Annotated in this window: 20 protein-coding genes and 1 riboswitch; of the genes, 4 read left to right on the forward strand and 16 right to left on the reverse strand. The window is 40.2% G+C overall.

From position 1 onward, the window contains the following. Positions 1 to 84: 84 nt before the first annotated feature. The 9 genes from NFR51_RS03285 to NFR51_RS03325 form a co-directional block, all read right to left on the reverse strand. On the reverse strand, positions 85 to 822 hold the full coding sequence (locus NFR51_RS03285; RefSeq protein WP_251712317.1) for an amino acid ABC transporter ATP-binding protein: 738 nt from the start codon (positions 820 to 822) through the stop codon (positions 85 to 87). Next, positions 823 to 2,394, reverse strand: coding sequence for an ABC transporter permease subunit (locus NFR51_RS03290; RefSeq protein ID WP_251712318.1), 1,572 nt, complete (start codon positions 2,392 to 2,394; stop codon positions 823 to 825). It lies immediately after the preceding gene. 190 nt (positions 2,395 to 2,584) lie between these two features. After that, positions 2,585 to 2,752, reverse strand: a riboswitch (Lysine riboswitch). A gap of 142 nt (positions 2,753 to 2,894) precedes the next feature. Beyond that, entirely contained in the window at positions 2,895 to 4,385 is a 1,491-nt protein-coding gene (locus NFR51_RS03295) for a HAMP domain-containing histidine kinase (protein ID WP_251712319.1), read from the reverse strand. Positions 4,386 to 4,472: 87 nt separating this feature from the next. Beyond that, on the reverse strand, positions 4,473 to 5,168 hold the full coding sequence (locus tag NFR51_RS03300; RefSeq protein WP_202231358.1) for a response regulator transcription factor: 696 nt from the start codon (positions 5,166 to 5,168) through the stop codon (positions 4,473 to 4,475). A gap of 97 nt (positions 5,169 to 5,265) precedes the next feature. Then, the gene (locus tag NFR51_RS03305; protein WP_251712320.1) at positions 5,266 to 5,814 is read right to left on the reverse strand and encodes a YceD family protein; all 549 of its coding nucleotides are present in this window, start codon (positions 5,812 to 5,814) and stop codon (positions 5,266 to 5,268) included. 155 nt (positions 5,815 to 5,969) lie between these two features. Beyond that, complete coding sequence (locus NFR51_RS03310) at positions 5,970 to 6,212, reverse strand: type B 50S ribosomal protein L31 (protein WP_251712321.1); 243 nt, start codon at positions 6,210 to 6,212, stop codon at positions 5,970 to 5,972. 124 nt (positions 6,213 to 6,336) lie between these two features. Continuing rightward, on the reverse strand, positions 6,337 to 7,662 hold the full coding sequence (locus tag NFR51_RS03315; RefSeq protein ID WP_251712322.1) for a bifunctional folylpolyglutamate synthase/dihydrofolate synthase: 1,326 nt from the start codon (positions 7,660 to 7,662) through the stop codon (positions 6,337 to 6,339). A gap of 19 nt (positions 7,663 to 7,681) precedes the next feature. Further along, positions 7,682 to 8,983, reverse strand: a complete 1,302-nt coding sequence (locus NFR51_RS03320; protein WP_251712323.1) for a PqqD family peptide modification chaperone — start codon at positions 8,981 to 8,983, stop codon at positions 7,682 to 7,684. A 1,366-nt stretch (positions 8,984 to 10,349) separates the two neighbouring features. Next, entirely contained in the window at positions 10,350 to 11,165 is an 816-nt protein-coding gene (locus NFR51_RS03325) for a hypothetical protein (protein ID WP_251712324.1), read from the reverse strand. Between the two features lie 228 nt (positions 11,166 to 11,393). Here NFR51_RS03325 and NFR51_RS03330 point away from each other — a divergent pair, with 228 nt between their 5' ends. The 4 genes from NFR51_RS03330 (at position 11,394) to NFR51_RS03345 (ending at position 15,583) form a co-directional block, all read left to right on the forward strand. Continuing rightward, positions 11,394 to 11,990 (forward strand): TetR/AcrR family transcriptional regulator, encoded by a 597-nt coding sequence (locus NFR51_RS03330; RefSeq protein WP_251712325.1) that lies wholly within the window; start codon positions 11,394 to 11,396, stop codon positions 11,988 to 11,990. 175 nt (positions 11,991 to 12,165) lie between these two features. Then, positions 12,166 to 13,224, forward strand: a complete 1,059-nt coding sequence (locus NFR51_RS03335; protein WP_251712326.1) for an ETX/MTX2 family pore-forming toxin — start codon at positions 12,166 to 12,168, stop codon at positions 13,222 to 13,224. 118 nt (positions 13,225 to 13,342) lie between these two features. Then, on the forward strand, positions 13,343 to 14,386 hold the full coding sequence (locus NFR51_RS03340; RefSeq protein WP_251712327.1) for an ETX/MTX2 family pore-forming toxin: 1,044 nt from the start codon (positions 13,343 to 13,345) through the stop codon (positions 14,384 to 14,386). A gap of 153 nt (positions 14,387 to 14,539) precedes the next feature. Then, positions 14,540 to 15,583, forward strand: a complete 1,044-nt coding sequence (locus tag NFR51_RS03345) for an ETX/MTX2 family pore-forming toxin (protein WP_251712328.1) — start codon at positions 14,540 to 14,542, stop codon at positions 15,581 to 15,583. A gap of 75 nt (positions 15,584 to 15,658) precedes the next feature. Here NFR51_RS03345 and NFR51_RS03350 read toward each other — a convergent pair whose 3' ends face one another. From NFR51_RS03350 to dnaK, 7 genes are all read right to left on the reverse strand, one after another. Continuing rightward, on the reverse strand, positions 15,659 to 17,563 hold the full coding sequence (locus NFR51_RS03350) for a PTS fructose transporter subunit IIABC (protein WP_251712329.1): 1,905 nt from the start codon (positions 17,561 to 17,563) through the stop codon (positions 15,659 to 15,661). Between the two features lie 14 nt (positions 17,564 to 17,577). Then, positions 17,578 to 18,504 (reverse strand): 1-phosphofructokinase, encoded by a 927-nt coding sequence (gene pfkB, locus NFR51_RS03355; RefSeq protein WP_251712330.1) that lies wholly within the window; start codon positions 18,502 to 18,504, stop codon positions 17,578 to 17,580. Continuing rightward, complete coding sequence (locus NFR51_RS03360; protein WP_251712331.1) at positions 18,501 to 19,202, reverse strand: DeoR/GlpR family DNA-binding transcription regulator; 702 nt, start codon at positions 19,200 to 19,202, stop codon at positions 18,501 to 18,503. The genes pfkB and NFR51_RS03360 overlap by 4 nt, the downstream gene beginning before the upstream one ends. Positions 19,203 to 20,238: 1,036 nt before the next feature. Then, entirely contained in the window at positions 20,239 to 20,391 is a 153-nt protein-coding gene (locus NFR51_RS03365) for a hypothetical protein (RefSeq protein WP_251712332.1), read from the reverse strand. A gap of 40 nt (positions 20,392 to 20,431) precedes the next feature. Further along, positions 20,432 to 20,584 (reverse strand): hypothetical protein, encoded by a 153-nt coding sequence (locus NFR51_RS03370; protein ID WP_251712333.1) that lies wholly within the window; start codon positions 20,582 to 20,584, stop codon positions 20,432 to 20,434. Between the two features lie 197 nt (positions 20,585 to 20,781). Next, complete coding sequence (locus tag NFR51_RS03375) at positions 20,782 to 21,180, reverse strand: Spx/MgsR family RNA polymerase-binding regulatory protein (RefSeq protein ID WP_251712334.1); 399 nt, start codon at positions 21,178 to 21,180, stop codon at positions 20,782 to 20,784. 260 nt (positions 21,181 to 21,440) lie between these two features. Next, positions 21,441 to 23,267 (reverse strand): molecular chaperone DnaK, encoded by a 1,827-nt coding sequence (gene dnaK, locus NFR51_RS03380; RefSeq protein ID WP_251712335.1) that lies wholly within the window; start codon positions 23,265 to 23,267, stop codon positions 21,441 to 21,443. Positions 23,268 to 23,320: the final 53 nt, after the last annotated feature.

Genomic DNA, 23,320 nt, shown 5'->3' on the forward strand with positions numbered 1-23,320 from the left:
TTTACCTATTTTTTCAATATAGAGTTTGAATGACGAAAGTGGCACTAAAAAAGCAGAAAGCATTTTCGCTTTCTGCTTTTTTGTTCAAGTACGTAGGAAACGTGAGAGAAAAGCTTTTGTACGTTCTTCTTTTGGTGAACCAAAGATTTCTTCAGGACTGCCTTCTTCAGCAATGACGCCCTTATCCATGAAAATTACACGGTCACTCACATCACGCGCAAACTCCATCTCATGTGTGACGATAACCATAGTAAGCCCGGTCTCAGCCAATCCTTGCATGGTTTGCAAAACTTCGCCAACCATCTCGGGATCTAGAGCCGATGTTGGTTCATCAAAGAGAATCACATCAGGATTCATTGAAATCGCACGTGCGATAGCAACACGTTGCTTTTGTCCACCTGAGAGTTGTGCAGGTTTAGCATTAGCAAATCTAGCCATTCCTACTTTTTCTAGATTTTCCAAAGCAATCTTTCTTGCTTCTTCTTGGCTTTTTTTCAATACAGTGACCTGAGCGGCCATAACATTTTCAATGACATTCATGTTGTTAAAGAGGTTAAAGCTTTGGAAAACCATGCCCAAATGTGTACGGTACTTAGGAATGTCAAACCCTTTTTCGAGAACATTTTCTCCCTTATAAATAATTTCACCACCGCTAGGCTTTTCCAGCAAATTAATTGAGCGGAGCAACGTTGACTTACCACTTCCCGATGAACCAATAATAGAAATAACTTCGCCTGCATTAACAGTCAAATGGATGTCTTTTAAGACTTCATTGTCTCCGAATGATTTTTTTAAGTGATTGATTTCTAAAATAGCTGTCATTTAGGCCTCCCCCAATTCTTGGACTTGCATCTGGTTTTGGATTGGAACATAAGCATCTGGCCCATCCATTTTTCTTTCTATAAAACGTAGAATACGTGTTACTGTGAAAGTAAGAACAAAATAAATTGCACAAATCACAGCGAAAGTTTGGAAATACATAAAGTTTTGCTGAGCCACCGTTGTCCCTTGGAAAAAGAGTTCCGTTACTGAAATCACGGACAAGACGGATGTGTCTTTAATATTAATCACAAACTCATTACCGGTTGCAGGAAGGATATTTCGCAAGACCTGTGGCAAGACAACTTTGCGCATCGTTTGGCCATGTGTCATTCCAAGAGCCTGTGCTGCTTCAAATTGTCCTTTATCTACAGAGAAGATTCCTCCACGAACAATTTCTGACATATAAGCGCCTGTGTTAATCGATACAATGAGCAAAGCTGCCACAGTACGATCCAAGCTAATTCCAAATGCCAGAGCGGAGCCATAATAAAGGACCATCGCTTGGACAATCATCGGCGTCCCACGGAAAATTTCGATATATGCTGAGATAAGCCAGCCAAATACTTTATATAAGAAAGCGAGGAACTTATTACTGATTTCAGGGATTGTGCGATAAACACCAATAAGAAGCCCTAAAATCGTACCAACAATCGTACTGATAAGCGAGATAAACAATGTCATCCCTGTACCATTAAGGAACTGTTTCCCATTGTCTTTCACAATGCCAATAATCTGATCATACCAGGTGCCTTGCGTTTTTGCTTCTGGCTGCGCAGCAATCATTTCATCCATTAGCTCTTTTTGATCCTGCACTGTGAAACCTGTTAAAAAGCTATTAATTACTGCTAAATTAGGATCATTTTTACGAACCCCAACCGCTACTGTCGTGTCCTCTGAGTTCGTCACGAAACCTTGACCTTCTCCAAACTCAATCATTTTAAAGTCAGGGTTTGCTTTTTCTGCCGTAATCCCTTCGGGGCGCTCTGCAACATAGCCATCAATAGCCCCACTTTGTAAGGCAACTCGCATACTTGAAAAGTCTTTCATGGCTGTTTGTTTATTTACATTCTCAATCTGATCAATCATATTGTAGTGGAAAGTTCCAAGCTGAGCGGTAATTTTTGCTCCTGAGAAATCAGCCAAACTTGAGGCTTGGGCGAACGCTCCACCACTTTTTACCATCATAACAAGATTTGACGTATAATAAGGCTCCGAGAAATCAATCTGCTCTTTACGTTCTGCTGTAGGGGACATCCCTGCAATAATGGCATCTATTTTTCCTGACTTAAGCGCAGGAAGGAGTCCATCCCAGCTGGACTTTACAATGACCAAGTCTTTATTCAATTTATTCGCAATTTTTTTCGCAATCTGCACATCATAACCATTAGCCCATTGTCCATCTACACCTTCAATAGGAACTGCACCGTTGCTCTCGTCATACTGTGTCCAGTTAAAGGGAGCATAAGCTGCTTCCATCCCCACACGGAACTCCTCTGCGCTAACCTTCGAGCTACCAATGAATAATACCATAAATAACGTTAAGGCAAGTAACAATAAGTTTTTCCTTCTCATAATACTCTCTCTTTCATTTTTTACAAAATCAATATAATGTAAAGATCACGGGTCCTTATGAGACATGCGGGAAATTAACCTAGAAATGCCCTTATCATTGTCTTCGAATACACGACGACAGTAGTAATAAACATAAAAAGCAACCTTCACACAGGGAGGTTGCTAAACGTTGAATATGACGCATTTATCAATAACGAATAGCACTCCGCAAAACTGCGACAGTTCAGCAAGTATCCCTTGCTGCCCCAACAAATCTACTTGGACGGGTAGACTCATTTCGGCAATGTCTCCTCTATTTTACTTCAACGCTTGCCCAGCTCAGTAAAATTTCCTATTCATTGCGACCTCTATCATTTTATTTGTATTTTGTACTCTAAATCTTAACCTTTTTTTAAATGAATGTCAACAATTTACTCGAATTATCAAACAAATCAAATTAATTATAAGGGAATTAAAAAGCCTGTAGACAGTTTCTTTAAGCTCTCTACAGACTTTTACGTTTATTTAATTTTGGGAATTTTCAACGTGAATTTAGAGCCTTCGCCCAAAACAGAGGTAACGCTAATATCCCCTTCATAGTTTTCCACAAGACGATTAATAATAGATAATCCAAGACCTGTACCACCTATATCACGGTTTCGCGCTTTATCTGCACGGAAGAAACGCTCGAAAACATGTTTAAGGTCCTCCTCACTGATTCCATATCCCTTGTCTTCAACCGTCGTAATAATATAATCTTCGTCTTCTGCAAGATAAAGATTGACTTCTTGCCGATCTTTTGGTGAATATTTTATCGCATTATCGATCAGAATTTTTAGACCTTGCTCATAGTGATTAGGATAAATATGAGCCAAACTGTCCGGACTTAAATCGTTTTTCACAGACATTTTTAAGTTGGGATGAATGAGTAAAAAGTTTTTCATCAGAAAATTTGAAACTTCCGTTGGATCACAGATTAAATCCTCATCTTGAAAATCAATGCTCTCCAAACGGGCTAAGGCGAGCATCTCTTCAAGCATTGTCCGCATTGTTTTCACTTCTTCAATACTCGCAATCAGTGATTCATCAAGTACCTCAGGATCATTTTTCCCCCAACGATTCAACAGGTTCAAATGTCCGTCAAGTACTGCCAGAGGCGTTCTTAACTCATGACTCACGTCAGAAACAAAGCGTTTCTGCTGATCCACATAATCATTGAGTTTTATCATCATGTCATTATATACCGTAGCTAGCTCTTCAATCTCATCCCCTGTTTGAATAAGAACAGGTTTGAAATCCATGCTTAAATTGTTTGCTCTGGTCGTAATAGCATCGTGTAGTCGTTCAAGCGGTTTGATGTAACGGCTAGCCATGAAATAACCCACAAACTGAGCGATAAAGAGGGCGATAATTTCCAAAATAATGAGGGCAATAAGAAGCTTTGTGCGTACACTGTAATAATAACTCATATCGTAGAAGGCCTGAACATAACCAATCAGTTCCCCTGTCTTGCTTGAAAATACAGGGCGTTCAGCTAAATAGCCAGAATAATCACCAAAGGTTCGTATAGCAACGGTTGAATCTCCTACATCTTTTCTCAAAGGAAAGTTATAGGCCCTTGTAGAGTAGATGAGCTGTTCATTCACATCAAAAACATAAAAAGACTTTCTGGAACCAATCATGCTCCCTAAAGTTTCAAGTTCATTTTCTCGCCACTGTTTTGAAACGGTATAATCTTGTCCATAACCTAAGTAATTAAAGAGGTTTTCCTCCGTAAGCACATTTTCAGAGCGTGCCAAACGCTGCTCCACATTGTCCAAGGCTTGCAGCATGTCACCTTTTTCAGCATTAATAAAAGTGGTTATTGTGAGTTGATAAATCAGTACTGTAAAAATAGTGAAAGTGATGAAACAGAAAATCGTATTCGCAAAAGCCCAGCGCAGCATGATACTGCGCTTTCGCTCTGGAAGACTTTCTGTTTTCTCTCTTTTCAAATCAAAAAATTTTATCATGTCGCATTTTTCTATTTCTTTTAGATGACATAAAAGGAATAAATCTAGTGACAAAGCCACTAGAAATTTTCTTATTTATTCGCTATGTTATTTTCGGTCACGCATGACGTAGCCCATACCACGGACAGTTTGGATATAGCTTTCACGTCCTTCCACATCAATTTTGTTACGCAAGTAACGAATGTAGACGTCAACGACATTTGTTTCAGTACCTTCGTCATAACCCCAGACTTCTGAAACCAAGTATTCACGTGTTACGACATCTCCAACATTTTGCATGAGTGTCAAAAGCAAGTCGTACTCACGGCGGGTAAGGTCAATAACTTTTTTGCCACGATGAACCGTACGGTTTGTTTTGTCAATAACCAAGTCACGGAATGAAGTGTTGTCTGCTTTATCTGCGGCTTGGATATGATCTTCACGGCGGAAGAGTGAACGCACACGCGCTAAAAGTTCTTCAATGGCAAATGGTTTTGTGATATAGTCATCAGCCCCAATATCAAGACCTGCAACACGGTCCATTGTTGAGTCACGTGCAGTCATCATAATAATATGCGTATCTTTTTCACGGCGCAAACGACGTGCCACCTCAAAACCATCAAGTTCTGGCAGCATCAGATCAAGCAAAATCAAGTCATAATCTTTGGACATTGCTTCTTCAAGTCCTTTGCGACCATTGTCTTGAACAGCAGTTTGATAGCCTTCATGCTCAAGCTCAAGTGAAACAAATCTCGCAATGTTTTTATCGTCTTCGATAATCAAAATACGTTTAGATGAATTCATAGTTTAGCCTCATTTATATCTTTTTTAATTTTATTTCCTCTATAACAAAATTATAATACAATTGTAATTTTGTTGCAAGTGTTTTATGAGATTTTTCTTAATTCTTTTCTTCTGTGAAAAGACCCGCCAAATCTGCAAAAGGAGATTTCTTTTCTTTATCCGTCTCTTCCTCCTTTTGTTTCCGATAATCCGCTTCAGATAGGACTGTCCAGTTTTTACCTGACGGTAGGTTGGCGTTATCCCTCTCATCCTCAGCTAGAACCTGTAACGGGATTTCCAAAAGAATATTATCCGCCACAGACTCTGATAAACTGATCCAATCTTCGTCCAATGTAAAGATTATGTCATCATCCAGTAAATCTTTGTTCTCTTTAAGAAACGCTTCCGTTGTAAATGCTTCACTGACCGAAAGCTCCATCAAATAATCGACAGGCTTTAAGCTACGTGAAGAGGGGATAATCAGCTCAACTTTAAGCGTGTAGTCCAGGTAATAAATACCTGTATCATAAGAAACTTGCCCTTGAACTTTCACTGGCTTTGCATCAAGAATTTCTTCTGAACGCTGCCTAAGCTCAGCTGTCAAATCAAGTTCTTCCTCGAATTCAATTGTCTTCTTTTTTGATACTTCAAGAATCGACCACTTCATTGTTTTTTTCCTCTATCTTTATTTCAGAACAAAGGAGCACTTCATGTCCATGCACCTCGTCCCTATATCATGTGATACCTTCCTCTATTATATGATATTTTTTTATTTTTTTATAGTCCTATAAATAAAAATAAAAAAGCGCCGAAGCACTTTCTTTATTTTCCATATTTTTTGTTGAAACGAGCGATACGTCCGTCTGCCGCTTGGAATTTTTGACGGCCAGTGTAGAATGGGTGAGAATCAGAAGAGATTTCCACACGAATCAAGGGATAAGTGTTTCCGTCTTCCCATTCAACAGTTTCCTTAGAGCCTTTAGTTGAACCGCTCAAGAACTTAAAACCTGTACTTGTATCCATAAATACAACAGGTTGGTAACTAGGATGGATGTCTTTTTTCATTTTGCAAAATTTCCTTTCTGCCTTGGACTGTTTGCCAGACCAAAGTTTGTTAGACCTTAATATTCTAACAGAATTGTTCTTGAAATTCAAGCTTTGACTCAAATGAAAAAATTCCACACACATCCTATGGCATGTGCAACATTTGCCTTTCTTTATCTTCTGCTCCTGCCTCCGCTCTCAAAAGCTCTTTACGAATTTGGGCCATAAAATATAAGGAACCCGTCATGACTACTAACGCATCTGCTCCCAGCGAAATTTTCAATTGCTCATACTTCTCTCGCCAATCAGCTGCAAAGGTTACGCCTTCTTTTTCCAAGTAATAAACGTCTTTCAAATCCATGGCTTGGGGATGGTCAAAACTCGTTAAAATTAAGTCTGCTCCCTTTAGCGCCCGAAGCATTTCTACCATTTCATTGATTTCCTTGGTCACAAGAGCCGAAAAGATTATGGTTATTTTTTTATCGGGAAATTTCACTCTTAAATTTTCTAAAAGACGACCTATTGCATGGGTATTGTGTGCACCATCAAGAAGAGTGAGAGGATTTTGAGCTATCGTCTCCATACGGGCTGGCCAAAAAGTTGTCCGTAAGGCTTGCCTAACGTCTGACATATCAAGCGTGATATCGGATTCCTCAGCATAGAGCAGAGATACTTTCAATGCTAAGGCAGCATTCTCTATCTGGTGCAGACCGAGCAATGACTTTTCTAGATTTTCAAGTTGACAGTGTTTATCACGGTAATTAAAGTGCTCTTTATTTAATCGCTCAATCTGGTAATCTACACCAAATTTATAGTGTTTAGCCCTGTTTTTTTGTGCTGTTTCCTCTATTACAGTCAGTGCTTCCTCGACAATATTTCCAGTGACAAGAGGCGTTTCATACTTAATAATGCCTGCTTTTTGCGCTGCAATCTCCGCAAGGCTCGTCCCTAAAAATTCTTTATGGTCAAGCCCGATTGTAGTAATCACTGTAATCTGTGGTTGGATGACGTTCGTACTGTCTAGCAAGCCGCCAAGCCCTACTTCAATCAAGGCAACATCTACTTTTTCATCAGAAAAATACTGAAAAGCCAGCGCTGTAATGATTTCAAACTCGGTAATTCCAGCGTATCTTTCCTCTTGGTCGAGCGCATCAACTAGAGGCTGTAAACGTTCCACATACTTTATAAGTTTTTCAGCTGAAAGCGCTTGGCCATTAATTGCTATCTGCTCGCCAAAAGTTTCAATATAAGGACTTGTAAAGGTGGCGACTGTAAGTCCTGTTTGCCTTAAGATTTGCGCAGTAAAGGCAAGAGTTGACCCTTTACCATTCGTTCCAGCAAAATGCAGCATTGACAAATTTTTTTCAGGATTGCCCAAACGTTTTAAAAGTTCCTCTATCCTTGTCAAACCAGGACGAATGTTGAATTTGTGGCGGGAAAAAATCCAATCTAAAGCCTGTTCTCCGTCCATTCCCAAGACCTTTCATCACTTAAGCTTTCGCACATATATTCTTGTATTCATCTTCGTGCCAGTGACACCTTTCAACCTTATGTCTGCTTGAAAAACCTTCCGCAAAACAAGATTTACAGCTCTCTAATAACTCGCAGGAGCCGCAGATACTCTCTGAGGGCGGTGTCATACCAGAGAAAAGGCGTGTGTTTCTGGCAAAAATAGATTCAAGATTTTCTGTGTTCAGATTTCCTATATTAAGCTTGAAAATAGTGCATGGAGAAAAGGTGAGCTTAGGTGTTAAATTATACAGACGGTAACCCGCGCCACAGTTTTTAGTAGTTTGACACGCCACATCTTCAAATTCTTCAATCCTACCAATATAAAAATCTCTGGTTTGGTGCTTCTCCTTTAAATGATCCATGATATATTGATATTCTTTACTGGTAATCTGGGAAGAGATATGATTATCCTCGGCACGTCCCATATCTGTGATAATCCCCAAACGGTACTGATAAACTCCCAAGTCTTTTACCAAACCGCACAGTTCTTCTATTTCCTCCATATCTTGTTGAACTAAACAGGTGGCTACACTTGTGGAAATTTTTCGAGCAACGCTTTCCTTGATGAAACGTATCGCCTTATCGTAAGCCCGCTCATCACAACGGATTTTATTGTGATTTTCAGCTAAACCATCTAAACTGACTTGGATAGAGACTTTCTTCCCTATAAGCTTATTCATAATCCTTTCCATACGTCTATTCCAGTAAAAGCCGCTCGTGGTAATGCTGAACTTTATCTTTTTTGCCAGAAGAAAGTCAATCACGTCCTCAATATATGGATAAGCAAAGGGTTCACCACCAGTGAGTTGAAAATAGTTGGTTCCTAAACTAGTCAGCTGTTCCAGCAGCGGCATAAGCTTATCAATATCCATACTGGAACCTATGCCAGCATTAGCATAACAGTGCTTACACCGAAGCGGACAGTTATGAGTCAGTTCAAGTATCATCGAATCAGGCACAAAATATTCCTTGCTCCCTCTAATATCAACGGGAGTTTCCTGATGTTCATCATAGGACCTTAGTAATGCCCTTTCCTCCAGACTCTCGATAAATTCAGAAATGATAATGGCTGCTTTCGTTTTCTCTTCCTTGAAATGCTGACTCAACTCATCGGTAAGTGTCTCAAAGGTATGACCCCCATCCAATCGTTTTAAAATCTCGAAAGCTGTTTCATTGATCCCCATTTCATCCCAGTAGTTCTCTGAGACATACGCTAAGCTTGAACCGTCCGGCTGCTGCTTTAAGTACACTTCATCAATAAGACCAAGATATTTCTTCAAATTTTTCCTCCTCTTAAACTTCATGTTTTCTCTTTAAAACTTCAAATGCTTCCAAGGTGCACAAAAAGGTATGATTTCTGTACATGTAAACATTTTCCGTTCATAAATTTTTGCTTCTACCATTTTCCAGTCTCCTTTCTTATGGATGAGGATACTTGGTAAAACACCTATACTCCTCTCTCAATACCTGTATTATCATGCTTTACTTTCGCATTTTCAAGACCTAAAAAGTGCGCAAATGGAGCCATTTTTCTAGACAATACCGCTTTCCTCTTTTTTATAAATTAAGTTCATTGACAAAGTCGATACTTTTTTCCTTATAAAATAAAAATTTGGTAGACAAAAAGAGCCGTATTTTAGGCTCTTTCCTATAAGGTATAATATGGCAGTCATCAAGACTACTTCCAATAAGGTGGGGGACACCATGTGGTTGATATCTCGCAAGCTCTAGGGAACAAGGAAAACATTTTTGCACGCTTCATGGTGGCTTCTCCTTCCTAATGGGTTTACAGACGTATGCTCTACAGCTCCCTGCATACCTCCTGCTCCATTATCCGGTTTTAAATTGCAAATTTCAAGCTCTAAAAGGTGCACTGATGCACATATTTATCCTAAAAAGTTCTGCTTCATTCCCTTTAGAAATAAAATGTATTGCACAAAGAGATACTTTTTCTTCTTCCGTTAAAGAGAACTGGATAAACGACACTCAAAAAGAGTCTTATGTCAGACTCTTCCTTCAAAAGTATCATAGAGCAACTGTCAAGACTTCCACATAGGTGGGTGATGCCATGTAGTCAAAATCGGGCATTCTCCAACGTCCAAGGCAAAAATTTTTGCACGTTTCATAACACTTCCTCCTTTCGTTTTAAATAAAAATGCTGGACACAAAACTTACTGTGTTTTATGATTTTTATCCCACATTTTCTATATCTGACATTATCAAACTTCAAACTCAAATTTTCAAGCCTCAAAAAGTTCACGAATGCAAAATTTTAAAGCAGTAAAAGCTGTCAACCAAGGGCAGTTTATTTTTATATAAAGTGCTCAAAAAGAAACTTTTATAGTCTGTATATGCTATTTTTTCTAGCTGCTCGTCTGTGCGGGCTGGTATCTTCTTTTCCATAGCCAACTGCGCCCAGCAGAACTGACTGAAATGCAAACTAAAAAAGAGCCTTGGCTGAGGCTCTCTTGAAGTGTAATTTAATGACCAGTCTCTCTTGGAAAATCAGAAAGGCTTGCTCGATATATGATGCCAGAGCGGGCAGGCCTTAGGCTCTTGAGCACAAAGCTTTGCACGTTTCATCTTCTCATCTCCTTTCTATTAAATGGTATATTTAAGCCAAGAGACTCCAAATATCAATGCTCTTTATCTCAGATGGACAACAAGTGCAGGGACCACGGCGATACTTACCCATACCACGTAACCCCTGACATGGGAATCACGAGCATAAAGCCCAGAAGCGGCATAGCTTTCCTCTGATGGAGAACGTAACCAGGACGATAGCACACCGTTATTATACAGCCTATTTCTGTAATCAATGGCAGCTCGAGTAATCGCTCCGTTATAATGGTCTGCGGGCCAGCCATGTTTCGGCTCAGCCAAATCACTACCACTCAGAAGAAAAGCGCGTTTGGAACCATGCGCGTGATTCACTATCGTAGGATATGCACCTGGTCCAATAACATGTACGCGCCACGTATGTGTACTTATCCGCCCATCGGTATGAGACTTCCAACCCAGCTTTTTCATATCTGTAAAGGTAGGATTGTTTAAATAAACAGGGACTACGGCTTTTTCATAGTCTGTTCCCTTAATCTTTTCCTGATACCATGTATCAATCTCCTTTTTAACAAAGCTATCTCTGTAGCCATCATTTAACCAACTTAAGCTGGACGTGGGATAATAGCCGTGATGTTCAAGCGAAAAAGGCGAGAAAGCAATAGCCTGAGTGGAGGCAATCATCACATTTCCCTCTCCCATGTCCTTTATCACACTCCATGTTTGATGCATGAAAGCTACAGTCCCGTCATGATTGTCGACAGGATAAAACTCAGCATCCGTTTCTGATGTTTTGATAAAACTGGAGGGCTGTCCTCTACTCATATGTCTAGCTTTAGCACTCTCCACTCCACAAAATACAGCTATCACAACAAGTGAAGATATTATCATGAATTTGTACATTCTGTCTCCTCCTTATATTATATTTACTCTATTTATATCTTAAATTTTTCTAAATTTCCAACACATAAAGTTTACGTTTTAAAAATATCTCAACATTTTATTTTACAAGCATTCTTGTTATTATAGTGTAAAGTTTCTGTTTTGTAACTTTTTAATTTCCAGAATTTATTTCTTTTACGTTTATGTGTGGTAAAATACATTTATGAAATATTTTTGGAGGTTATAAATATGCCAAGAGGAACTCGAGAAAAAATTGTCAATGCTTTCTTTCGTTGTGCGAATAAACATCCCGATATTCATCACTTCACCATAGCCGAGATTGCTGAGGAAGCTGGTGTTAGTCGTCAGGCAATTCAGCGCAAGCATTACAGGACTGTTGAAGAACTGATACTCGATATTCGTAGGCAGGTTAATGACAAGGTTAAGAAAGAACTTGACTTTCACTATCCAAAGGAAGGAATTTCACCCTATCATGTTTTTGCAATGCACATCCTGCCTGTTATTTATGAATACAGAGATTGGCTAAAGGTGTTATGCACAACCTGCATGGACCCGCATTGGATGAACTTCATTGAAACACAGTACAAAGAGTGGTTTTCGCCTTATTTGATTGAGGATGTGAGTAGAACAGGGTTTTCAAAGGACTTTGTGAAGAGCTTTATCGTAAAGGAAGTCTTAAGCATCGTTGCAAGCTGGCTTTCTGAAGATCTCCCTGAACCTCCTGTTTCTTTTTCTAGAAAATTTTTGTTGCTCACTTTAACTTCAGAAGAACTCTTTATCGCTCCCCAATACCACTACAAGGCCCCTGTAATTTGTAAAAAATAATTCTACTAGATGCCCCTATATTTTAAGTAGAGCAAATCCCAAAGGATATGCCCTACCTAAAACATAAAGGAGGAATTTGAATGACACTTTTAAACCCATGAGCAAATAAAAGTGATACTGCTATTCCATGTTTTTGAAATAGATGTACCACACCGAAAAATCGGAGGTAATGAAAATGAAAAAAACGAAAGTGGCAATGGGGCTAGCTAGTTTGACACTACTTCTTGGAAGTAGCTTTGCTCCTCTAAAAACAGCCCATGCTGAAAGTTCGCAAATTATGCGGCAAGCAGGAAAAACAACGCAATCACAAATGGGAAATTTAAAGGACATACACAGTGATGTATACGCTTTGTTAAAGCGACTGTCCTTAGGGCTATCCGCTTACAGAGTCTCCCAAGGACTACTTGATTCTAAGTATCAAATCACTAAGGATAGCCCAGATTATTGTAGCAATCCTCTAATCTTTCAGGTAACAAAAGAGCCTTCTTTTTATTTAATCCCTGACCTCAAAGCAGAAGATGCTGGAGACATGTCCACCAATGTCACCACTTTTGACAACGATTCAGATGCTGCAATCATCTGCAGTACACCTAGCTTTTCCTACACAGGTACGGATACCACGACATCTACAAGTACGATGGGAGTAAATACTGGAATAGACACTACTGCTGGGATTAGTTTTCCTGGTGTTGGAGATACCAGCATCGTATTGTCTGTTCATTTCAACTTTTCAACCACAAAAAGTCAGACCACATCAACTACCATCAACTGGACCGTTCCACCAGAAAACATTTCCTTGAAACCTCACCATAAGATCCGTGTATACTGGATCTTGAAAAACAGGACTGCGTCAGGAACTGCAGCTATGCGCGCAAGATACCGTGCTGTTATTCCTTTTGCCTATTATCCATTTTATCCGCCTGTAGAAGGTTATTCTCTTGGACGACTCATAAAGGATCCCTCTTTATTACCAGAAAACTACTGGAGTTCTTATACTGGTGAGTCTAGAGACCGCTGGCATCCCGTTACTCCTGACGATCCTGACTATGATCCTACTGATTTTGCAGAAGGCGGGTATTACGATGTTTCACAATCCACCTATACTGCAAAATACGGTACTGAAATGTATCTCCGTGTAGATGACATTACATCTGGAGAAAACAAGGCAAAAACCATTGAGATTATCCATGTCCCCAACACCACAAGAAAAGTCCTTGGACAGCACACTGACTAAGGAGTTCTTCTATCACAGTTCACACTTGAATCCTATGATTCTGTGTACACTAAAGTGATACTGCTATTCCATGTTTTTGAAATAGATGTACCACACCGAAAAATCGGAGGTAAATAAAATGAAAAAGACAAAAATGGCAATGGGCTTAGCAGGCTTGACCCTCATCTTCGGAAGTAACTTTGCTTCTCTAGAAACAGCTTATGCTGAAAGCTCTCAAGTTATGCAGCAGTCAGGAAAAGTCACAAACACTTCTCAAAAGACTAACTTGAGAGAAATACAAGATATGTACACTTTCTTAAAGAAAGTATCCGTAGGAATGTCAGCCTCCATGGTCGAACATGGATTACTCACACTGGATCATCAGATTACAAGATATGATGTCTTCAGTGAGCCGATGAATTTTTCACTCGGGGAAAGATATCTCTTTGTGAACCATGACATCAAAACAGAAGATGGTGGAGATACCTCAACCAATGTCACTACTTTTGATAACAACTCAGATTCTGCAATCATATGCAGCACACCTAGCTTTTCCTATACAAGCACAGATACCACGACATCTACAAGTACGATGGGAGTCGATACTGGAATAGACAGTACAGCAAATATTGAATTTCCTGGTGTCGGTTCTGCCAGCGTTATGTTGTCTGTTCATTTCAACTTTTCAACCACAAAAAGTCAGACGAACTCAACTTCTATCAATTGGACTGTGCCACCGGAAAACATTTCACTAAAACCCCACCATAAGATTCGTGTGTATTGGATTTTGAGAAACGTTACTGCAACAGGTACGGCAGCCATGCGTGACAGATTTACTGCAGATATTCCTTATGGCGTCAATGTAGGCTCTTGGGGCTATACCAAGTTAGCTTACGGTCTTGGGTCTGTGATTGATAACAGTGCTTGGATTACAAATGATTTCTGGAATACCTACGTGGGAGATGCTAGAGAAAAATGGCATTCCGTAGCTCCTGGCCCCGGATACCCAGAATCATCTACGGCAGATTACGATCAGGATCAAGCAACTTTTACTGCAAAATATGGCACTGAAATGTATCTTCGAGTAGATGATATCACAGCAGGAGAGAACAAAGCAAAAACAGTTGCTGTTATTCCTGTACCTAATACCACAAGGAAAGTACTTGGACAACATGCTGGATAAGAAGAAGTCACTTAATCACTAACTGCTCTGGATGCTGTGTTCAAAAAATCAAGTTGTTAGAACAGAACTTTCAAACCAGTAAACAATTAAAAAATAACGCTATTCCATGTTTTTGAAGTAGATATGCCACACCGAAAATCGGAGGTAATAAAAATGAAAAAAACAAAAGTAATAATGAGCATAGCGGCCCTAACCACAATCATAAGCAGTAGTTTCTCCTCTTTGGGAGTAGCTTACGCTGAAAGCTCCCAAATTCAACAACCAAGAAGGAATACCTATTCTTCACAAAAAAGTAACTTGCAAAACATAGAAAACATGTATGCTTTCTTAAAGCGGGTATCCTCAGGTCTATCCTCTAGCATGGTCAATCAGGGGCTTATCACTCCTGACCAACAGATTAGAAAAGACCATGAATCTGACAGTGATCCTGAAAATTTTTCTATGATTAAAAGATATATTGCTGTAAACAGTGATATAAAAACAGAAGGTGGGGAAGACATCGCAGCTAATGTCACCTGCTTTGATAATGAGTCGGATACTCAGGCAGTGTTCAGTACGCCACGCTTTTCCTACACAAGTACGGATACTACTGAATCAACCAGCAATACAGAAATAGGTACTGGGATAGATGCCATCTCGAATATTAATTTCCCAGTTGACGGTTTTTCTAGTCTTATCTTATCCGTTCATTTCAACTTTTCAACCACAAAAACTCAGACAACTTCTACCTCTGTCAACTGGACTGTGTCCCCTCAAAACATTCCAGTAAAACCCCATCACAAAATTCAGGTCTATTGGATTTTGAAGAACATAAATGCAAGGGGAACCGTAGCCATGCGAGACAGATACACTGCCGAAATTCCTTACGGAATCAATATAGGACCTTCATGGTTTGTCAAGTTATCCCATGGTCTTGGAGCTGTGATCGATAACACTTCTTGGCTGTCAAATGATGACTGGAACTCTTGTTTGGGTGATTCCAAAGGAAAATGGCACGCTGTAGCTCCTGAACCCGGACAACAAGAATCATCTACAGCGGATTACGATCAGGATCAGGCAAGTTTTACCGCCAAATATGGGACTGAGATGTATCTCAAAATAGACGACATCACCTCAGGTCAGAACAATGCAAAAACAATTGCCGTTATCCCTGTACCTAATGCCACAAGGAAAGTCCTTGGGCAACATGTTGGATAAACAGTCAACACACTGTCATAAGTTTCTCTGAAAATCTGCGTAAAAAAATCGGGTCATTTCTGACTCGATTTTATATTATTTTGCTTTTTTCAAGTAGCCGAACATGAGGCCAGACACAAGTGCACCAATCAAGACAAAGAGGAGGTACAAAAGAGGACCATTTGTCAAAGCCAAGACGAAGATACCACCATGTGGCGCCATCAACTTGATACCAGCAGCACCAACAAGTCCCCCTGCCACTGCTGATCCGACAACAAATGAAGGAATGGCACGCGCTGGGTCAGCAGCACCAAATGGGATTGAACCTTCTGTAATAAATGAAAGTCCCATAACGATATTTGTCAAACCTGATTGACGTTCTTCTTTTGTAAATTTATTTTTGAAGAAGAGAACGGCAACTGTCGTTGCAAGAGGTGGAACCATACCACCAGCCATAACTGCTGCCATTACAACTGACCCACCAGTGGCAACACTTGCGGCCAATGTTCCTGTACCGAAGATATAAGCAGCTTTATTGATTGGACCTCCAAGGTCAACTGCCATCATTCCTCCAACGATGATACCAAGTACTAAAGCTGAATCTCCATTAAGGCTGTTCAAGAAGTTGGAAAGGCCTGTGTTGATGGCTGCCATTGGGATATTGATGAAAAGCATGAGCAATCCTGTAATCAATGTACCCAAAAGTGGGAAAATCAAGATTGCTTTAATCCCATCCAGTGATTTTGGCAAAACAGTCAAGAGTTTGCGCAAGAGAAGGATGACACCACCAGCAATGAAACCACCAACTAATGCGCCAAGGAAACCTGAAGGAATCATTGTGGCTGGATCAAGTTTGCCAAAGGCAAGACCAGATGCAGCCATTGAACCAGCGACAAAACCGGCAACTAAACCAGGCTTATCTGCAATTGAGTTGGCGATAAAACCAGCTAGGACAGGAAGCATGAAGGCGAAGGCTGCACCCCCGATATTTTTAAAGTAAGCCGCAATCGGATGATAAGAACCGAGGTTGGCTAACTGATCTTTAGGTACACCCATAGATTGGTCAATCAAGAAGGCAAGAGCAATCAAGATCCCCCCACCCACAACGAATGGCAACATTGCGGATACGCCACCCATAAGGTGTTTGTAGAAGGCCTTCCCGATGCCGCCAGCGCTTTCTTCTTTTGCCTCATCGGAAGCATCAGCTTCAAATTTTGGTGCATTGCCTGAAATTGCTTTACTAATGAGTTCTTCGGGTTGACGAATAGCTGCAGCGACAGGAACTTGCACCATAGGTTTTCCTGCAAAACGGTTCATTTCCACTTTCTTATCTGCTGCAACAATGATACCGTCAGCTTTTTGGATATCTTCAGCAGTCAGCTTGTGGTCAATCCCACGTGCCCCGTTTGTTTCAACTTTGATGGCAATGCCCATTTCAGCAGCTTGTTTTTTAAGTGCTTCTTCAGCCATATAAGTATGTGCAATACCTGTCGTACATGCTGTCACGGCTAAAACATAATGCGCGCTATCAGTGACTTGCTCAATTTCTTCTGTTTCTTCAGAGAAAAGCTCTAAGACCTGACGCGGGTATTGTGCTGCTTTTACTTTGTCTGTAAAGCCAGCTTGCAAGAGGAACTTAGAAAGTTGTGCCAGAGCTTCCAAGTGTGTGTCATTTGCGCCTTCTGGTGCTGCAATCATGAAGAAGAGATTGACAGGCTGGCCATCTAAGGCTGCGTAATCCACACCTGCGTTTGATTTTGCAAACAGGACGACAGCTTCCTCAACTGCTTTGTTCTTGCTGTGGGGCATGGCAATACCATCACCTAATCCAGTTGAAGTTTGCGCTTCACGCGCCATGATTCCAGCTTTAAATGTATCAAAATCACTGACATAACCTTCTGCGACTAACTTGTTCACCATTTCATCAACGGCAGCTTCTTTTGTCGTTGCTTGAAGGTCCAAAATCATGACTTCTGTTTTGAGTAAATCTTTGATTTCCATAATCTTCCTCTTTTCTAATCTTCCTTTATTTTTTCTATAATAACTTTTTCAAAGCATTCTTTTAAGAAGCTTTCACTCGGCATGTCTTCTGAGAAGACCTTCGCTGTACCACAGGCAACACCTTGTTTAAAGGCAGCTAAAACATCTTGACTGCGGCTCCACTCCGCAAGGAAACCTGCAACTGTCGAGTCCCCCGCGCCGATAGAGTTTTTCAGCTCTCCTTTGATTGGGGCGGCAAAGTAGGTGTCGTCTCCTGTGAAGAGTAAAGCACCATCACCTGCCATAGAAATCATGACATTTTGTGCGCCCTCTGCCAAAAGTTTTTGACCATAAGGGATAATATCTTCTTTGGATTTAAACTTAACAGCATAGATTTCTTCCAATTCTTCACGGTTAGGTTTGATGATGAGTGGCCCATGTTTCAACGTTTTCAGCAACTTTTGACCGTCCACGTCTATAGCAAACTGCGCCCCTCTGGCTTTCACTTTCTCAATCAAGACCTCATAGAAGTCTTCCCCTAAAGTTTTAGGAATAGTCCCCGCAAAAACGACGATGTCATCACTTTGCAGGTTGTCAAATTTACTTAAGAAGGCTTGAATTTCTGCATCAGATAAATCAGGACCTGCGGCATCAAAGGACGTTTCCTCTTGCGCATTGACTTTAATTTTTGTATTAATACGTGTCGTTCCTGCAATCGGCGTGAAATCGGACTGGCTTCCGATATTTTCAAGATAATCTTGGATAAATTTCCCGGGGAAACCACCAAGAAAACCAAGAGCCGTGTTTTCCACTTTTAAAAGGGACATCATCCGACTTTCAACAATCCCTTTACCTCCGGGAAGCATACGCGTTTCTGTCGCACGGTTAACTTGTCCAAGTTCAACCTGATCAAAATCCATGAAATAGTCTAAAGCTGGATTTAGTGTTACTGTGTATATCATAATTTCTCCGTTATAAGTTTTATTTGGTCACTTTCTGCAAACTTGACGAAGCTTGTTTGACCGATTTTACTGCTGTCCAAGAGGAGATAGCTTGTACTACTCTGGTGAATCGCCTGCGCTTTTATCGCTGCTTCTTCACTGTCAGGTGTCATCGCACCTAGTTCTTTCGTAAAAGCGTTGGCACCGATAAAAGCCATATTAAAACGATAAGTGCTGAGCTGTGCTATTGCTGAGCTACCGATGATAGCGTCTGTCTGCCGTTTTACTCGACCACCAAGCAGATAAACAATCAAGTTTTCACTGGTTAATTTTGGCAAGTGGCTGATTGAGTTGGTGACGATCGTTAGCCGTTTGCCCGACTGATTCAGCAAATGGCAAAGCGGTGCAACAGTCGTACCTGCATCCAAGTAGATAATATCGCCTTCTTTTATCTTTTCAAAAGCCAAAGCTGCGATTTTTTCTTTTCCTTGAACGTTTTTGGAAGATTTTTCAAAAATAGAAAGTTCTTCGGAAAGATCTTGATGAAGCGCTGCACCACCATGAACACGGCGCAAAAAATGTTCTTCTTCAAGTTCATTGAGATCTCTTCTCAAAGTCGAGACAGAGGCCTCTGTTATTGCAGTCAATTCTTCCAAGGTTGCCGTTTTCTGTTCTTTTAGTAAAGCAAGTATTTTTTCCTTGCGTTCCGTTGCCAGCATCTGACCTCTCCTCCTGAATTCGTTTACATTTATATTATACACCATTTTCGTTCAAAGTCAATCAAAAACTTTCAAAAAACTACAAACAATCTCGACGAAGACTGTTTGATTGATAGCGTATAATCGCGAAGAAAATAGCCCCAGTGCTAAGCTGAAATACGTGTTCGGTGAACCCCAGATTACCGAGGTGACCTGTGCACACACTAAATGTTGTACAAAGTAACATATTGGGAGCAGCGCACTGTTAGTAGAATTTTTGAGCTTCATTAATGGAATAAGTAAGTTTGACAGAGACTTCAAATGTGATATAATGGAGGAGAAAAAAGCGACAGGAATGGCAGTTCCCATCGCTTGATAAGTCTTCAGAGATTAGTGTGATTAGTGCTTACCTTCGGTTTGCACTTTTTTTGATGCGATAAGCCTTTGCACAAGAAACTTTATATTTCCCATACGCAATGTAAAACTTACCAAAAGCACCAAGTACAATCGCAATAGCGCAAGCTATCGTAATCATCACGAAACTCTTCTTTTACAGTAATAGACATTTGGTTTTCCTCCTGTCTTCAGGTTAATTGAGAGAATAGACCTCCTGTTTACTCTGTAAAACTTATCAGGAGCTTCAAGTAGCAAACTGTTCACTCCATAGTGCAATTATGGCATAATCAATAAGCAAGTGCGACAAGACAAAATAACCATACCAAGCTGATATAGTCTTCTTAGTTTTTCATTATCTGTGTTGGCCTTTCTTTAAGTTCCTGATTGAAAAACAAGCAATCTTCTTAATCACTCGTTTTTTTGTCTTTCCAGAGAAATTTATCATTCTTCTACTTGATGGATGATTAGGGCTGGACATGCTCCCATAATAGTCTGCGCTATTGGTCCTGCCATTACGGCCCATCCAAAACGCCCTGAACTAGGATTCTGGATATATGCAAGCTCCGCAACCACCATCCTGGAGCAACTCTACGCTGTGCAAGATTGGTAAAAGCTCTCGTCCCGGACTCCTTATAAGCGTGTTACATCAGCCAGTGATAAGCTAAAGGCTCGAGGGCTCCCGGCCGTCACCTTGCACAACCCTTGTCTCATCTGCTGCAACAGCTCCTGTCAGATTATTGGGCAGCCAGCCCTGTCCACCCTCAAATGTAAGTGCAGTCTGTGAAACTTTTCTTACTGTGAAGTTGTTGGACACAGGTTGCACTATGGCTTTAAGATTTTCTGTAATCTCCTATTTAAACCAGCTTATTCAATCGATTGTTTAGAGCTTTATAAGAAACATTAGGCGTGGGGATATTAAGGATAATCAAGTGATCTTCCTCTCCCATATTTTCAAGGTAACGGAATTGCTGGCCGTCTGATATTGTAAAGAGACGTCCAGGATTCATACTCTCAAAATTAGAAACGCTTATCGGCGTAATAATTCAAAACGATATCGTAAAAAGTTACTGATGCTGAATAAAAAGTAGAGAATAAATTCCCACAAAGAGTTCAAACAAAAAGCACTTAACCATGATATATTCTTTACACACGGTTAAGTGCTTTTTTCAATTTTGAGACTTTTCCCAGTTTCTTTTTTCAAAGCCTAGCCTGTTCGAGCTTCTTGACTTTCCAAGTCGACAATTTTCTTACTTGGTTTCTTTAAAAATTTTTGCATCTCCCCTTCATCAAAACCTATTTGAAGATGCTTTTCATCCAGCATAAGCGGCACTTTTAGTAAAGTAGCATTTTCCTCTATCAACTCCATAAAGTCTTCTAATCCCAGACCATTGGGGTCGATATCCAAACGCGTGAATGCCCTTGTTTCTGTAGAAATAATCTCTTCTATACCATTTTCAGTTAAGGAAACAATTTGTAAGATTTCTTCAGTGGAAACCAACTCTGTTAAAATGTCAATTTCCACAAATTTTATCCTGTGTGCATACAACCAACTCTCTGCTTCCTTGGTCTCTTGATTAGAGGAGACAGTATAAATCTTGAGCATGACAACCTCCTTTCTATTAAAATTCAAAACTAGACTCTCTGCTACTTTTATTATCCTATTTTATGAAAACGAATACAAACAAAATGCTTTTCATACAATGCCTAGCGAAAAAATTCAGTGATAACAACAACTCAATTTATTCTGATAAGGAATAACTGTTTTTATAATAGCTATAATAAGCATAAACCTAGGCGATATAAAACTTGCCCTTAAGGCATAAAAAAGTCCAAAGGCTCATAGCCTTTGGACTTTTGCTTTTCTTATTTCACTTCTTCAAAGTCACCGTCAACAGTGTTGTCATCTTTAGAATCATTTTCTGATCCCGCTGCTTGACCTTCTGCCGCTGCTTGTTCAGCACTTGCTTGTTCGTAAAGTTTTACTGCAAGATTTTGAGCGATTTCGCTAAGTGCTTCTGATTTTGCTTTAATGTCAGCGATATCATCGCCTTCAAGTGCCTTTTTAAGTTCGTCCTTAGCTTCTTCTGCTTTCTTAACTTCAGCTTCGTCTACTTTACCTTCAAGCTCTTTGAGTGTCTTTTCAGTTTGGAAAACAAGAGCATCTGCTTCGTTACGTGTATCCACTTCTTCTTTACGTTTTGCATCTGCTTCTGCATTTGCTTCTGCATCTTTCATCATTCTGTCGATTTCTTCATCAGAAAGACCTGAGTTAGACTTGATAACGATAGTTTGTTCTTTTTGAGTGCCCAAATCTTTTGCTTTAACAGAAACAATACCGTTTTTGTCAATGTCAAATGTTACTTCGATTTGTGGTACACCACGTGGTGCTGCAGGGATATCTGTCAATTGGAAGCGACCCAATGTTTTATTATCCGCTGCCATTGGACGTTCACCTTGAAGCACGTGGATATCAACTGCTGGTTGATTGTCTACTGCTGTTGAGAAGACTTGTGATTTAGATGTTGGGATTGTCGTATTACGTTCAATAAGTTTTGTAAAGACAGAACCCATAGTTTCGATACCCAATGAAAGTGGAGTTACGTCAAGAAGGACAACGTCTTTAACATCACCCGAGATAACACCACCTTGGATAGCGGCACCCATGGCAACAACTTCGTCAGGATTCACTGATTTGTTTGGAGTTTTACCTGTTTCTTTTTGCACAAGATCAACAACTGCTGGGATACGAGTTGATCCACCAACGAGGATAACTTCGTCAATATCTGATGTTGAAAGTCCTGCATCTGCAAGAGCTTGACGCACAGGTTCACGAGTTGCTTCTACCAATGAAGCAGTCAACTCGTCGAATTTCGCACGTGTAAGGGTCATTTCTAAGTGGAGAGGACCCGCAGCGCCAGCAGTGATGAACGGCAATGAAATTTGTGTAGAAGTTACACCTGAAAGGTCTTTCTTCGCTTTTTCAGCCGCATCTTTCAAACGTTGAAGCGCCATTTTATCTTGTGAAAGATCAATACCGTTTTCCTTTTTGAATTCAGCAACCATGTAATCAATGAGGGCTTGGTCAAAGTCGTCACCACCAAGTTTGTTGTTACCTGCTGTTGACAATACATCGAAGACACCGTCGCCTAACTCAAGGATAGACACGTCAAATGTACCACCACCAAGGTCAAAGACAAGGATTTTTTCATCTTTATCTTGTTTATCCATACCATAAGCAAGCGCTGCTGCTGTTGGTTCGTTAACGATACGTTCTACTTCAAGTCCTGCAATCTTACCTGCATCTTTTGTCGCTTGACGTTGCGCATCATTAAAGTAAGCTGGAACGGTGATAACTGCTTTTTCAACTTTTTCACCCAAGTAAGCTTCAGCTGTCGCTTTCAAGTTTTGAAGAATCATTGCTGAAATTTCTTGAGGTGTGTATTCTTTACCACCAGCAGAAACTTTTTCATCTGTTCCCATTTTTGACTTGATTGAAATAACTGTATCAGGGTTTGTTACTGCTTGACGTTTTGCAGCATCACCAACTTGAATTTCACCGTTTTTAAAAGCAACAACAGATGGTGTTGTACGATTTCCTTCTGGATTTGGAATGATTTTTGCTTCTGTTCCTTCAAGAACTGCTACTGCTGAGTTTGTTGTACCAAGGTCAATACCGATAATTTTAGACATATACTTTACCTCTTCTTATTCTATTATTTTTATCTATTCTCATAGTTTAAGGA

It is taken from the genome of Lactococcus ileimucosae (assembly GCF_943193185.1).
GTDB classification, from domain to species: Bacteria; Bacillota; Bacilli; order Lactobacillales; family Streptococcaceae; genus Lactococcus; species Lactococcus ileimucosae.

Coding starts and splice junctions, on each gene's coding strand:
- NFR51_RS03285 (WP_251712317.1), bottom strand. CDS start 822: ATGACAGCTATTTTAGAAATCAATCACTTAAAAAAATCATTCGGAGAC.
- NFR51_RS03290 (WP_251712318.1), bottom strand. CDS start 2,394: ATGAGAAGGAAAAACTTATTGTTACTTGCCTTAACGTTATTTATGGTA.
- NFR51_RS03295 (WP_251712319.1), bottom strand. CDS start 4,385: ATGATAAAATTTTTTGATTTGAAAAGAGAGAAAACAGAAAGTCTTCCA.
- NFR51_RS03300 (WP_202231358.1), bottom strand. CDS start 5,168: ATGAATTCATCTAAACGTATTTTGATTATCGAAGACGATAAAAACATT.
- NFR51_RS03305 (WP_251712320.1), bottom strand. CDS start 5,814: ATGAAGTGGTCGATTCTTGAAGTATCAAAAAAGAAGACAATTGAATTC.
- NFR51_RS03310 (WP_251712321.1), bottom strand. CDS start 6,212: ATGAAAAAAGACATCCATCCTAGTTACCAACCTGTTGTATTTATGGAT.
- NFR51_RS03315 (WP_251712322.1), bottom strand. CDS start 7,662: ATGGACGGAGAACAGGCTTTAGATTGGATTTTTTCCCGCCACAAATTC.
- NFR51_RS03325 (WP_251712324.1), bottom strand. CDS start 11,165: ATGTACAAATTCATGATAATATCTTCACTTGTTGTGATAGCTGTATTT.
- NFR51_RS03330 (WP_251712325.1), top strand. CDS start 11,394: ATGCCAAGAGGAACTCGAGAAAAAATTGTCAATGCTTTCTTTCGTTGT.
- NFR51_RS03335 (WP_251712326.1), top strand. CDS start 12,166: ATGAAAAAAACGAAAGTGGCAATGGGGCTAGCTAGTTTGACACTACTT.
- NFR51_RS03340 (WP_251712327.1), top strand. CDS start 13,343: ATGAAAAAGACAAAAATGGCAATGGGCTTAGCAGGCTTGACCCTCATC.
- NFR51_RS03345 (WP_251712328.1), top strand. CDS start 14,540: ATGAAAAAAACAAAAGTAATAATGAGCATAGCGGCCCTAACCACAATC.
- NFR51_RS03350 (WP_251712329.1), bottom strand. CDS start 17,563: ATGGAAATCAAAGATTTACTCAAAACAGAAGTCATGATTTTGGACCTT.
- pfkB (WP_251712330.1), bottom strand. CDS start 18,504: ATGATATACACAGTAACACTAAATCCAGCTTTAGACTATTTCATGGAT.
- NFR51_RS03360 (WP_251712331.1), bottom strand. CDS start 19,202: ATGCTGGCAACGGAACGCAAGGAAAAAATACTTGCTTTACTAAAAGAA.
- NFR51_RS03370 (WP_251712333.1), bottom strand. CDS start 20,584: ATGAATCCTGGACGTCTCTTTACAATATCAGACGGCCAGCAATTCCGT.
- NFR51_RS03375 (WP_251712334.1), bottom strand. CDS start 21,180: ATGCTCAAGATTTATACTGTCTCCTCTAATCAAGAGACCAAGGAAGCA.
- dnaK (WP_251712335.1), bottom strand. CDS start 23,267: ATGTCTAAAATTATCGGTATTGACCTTGGTACAACAAACTCAGCAGTA.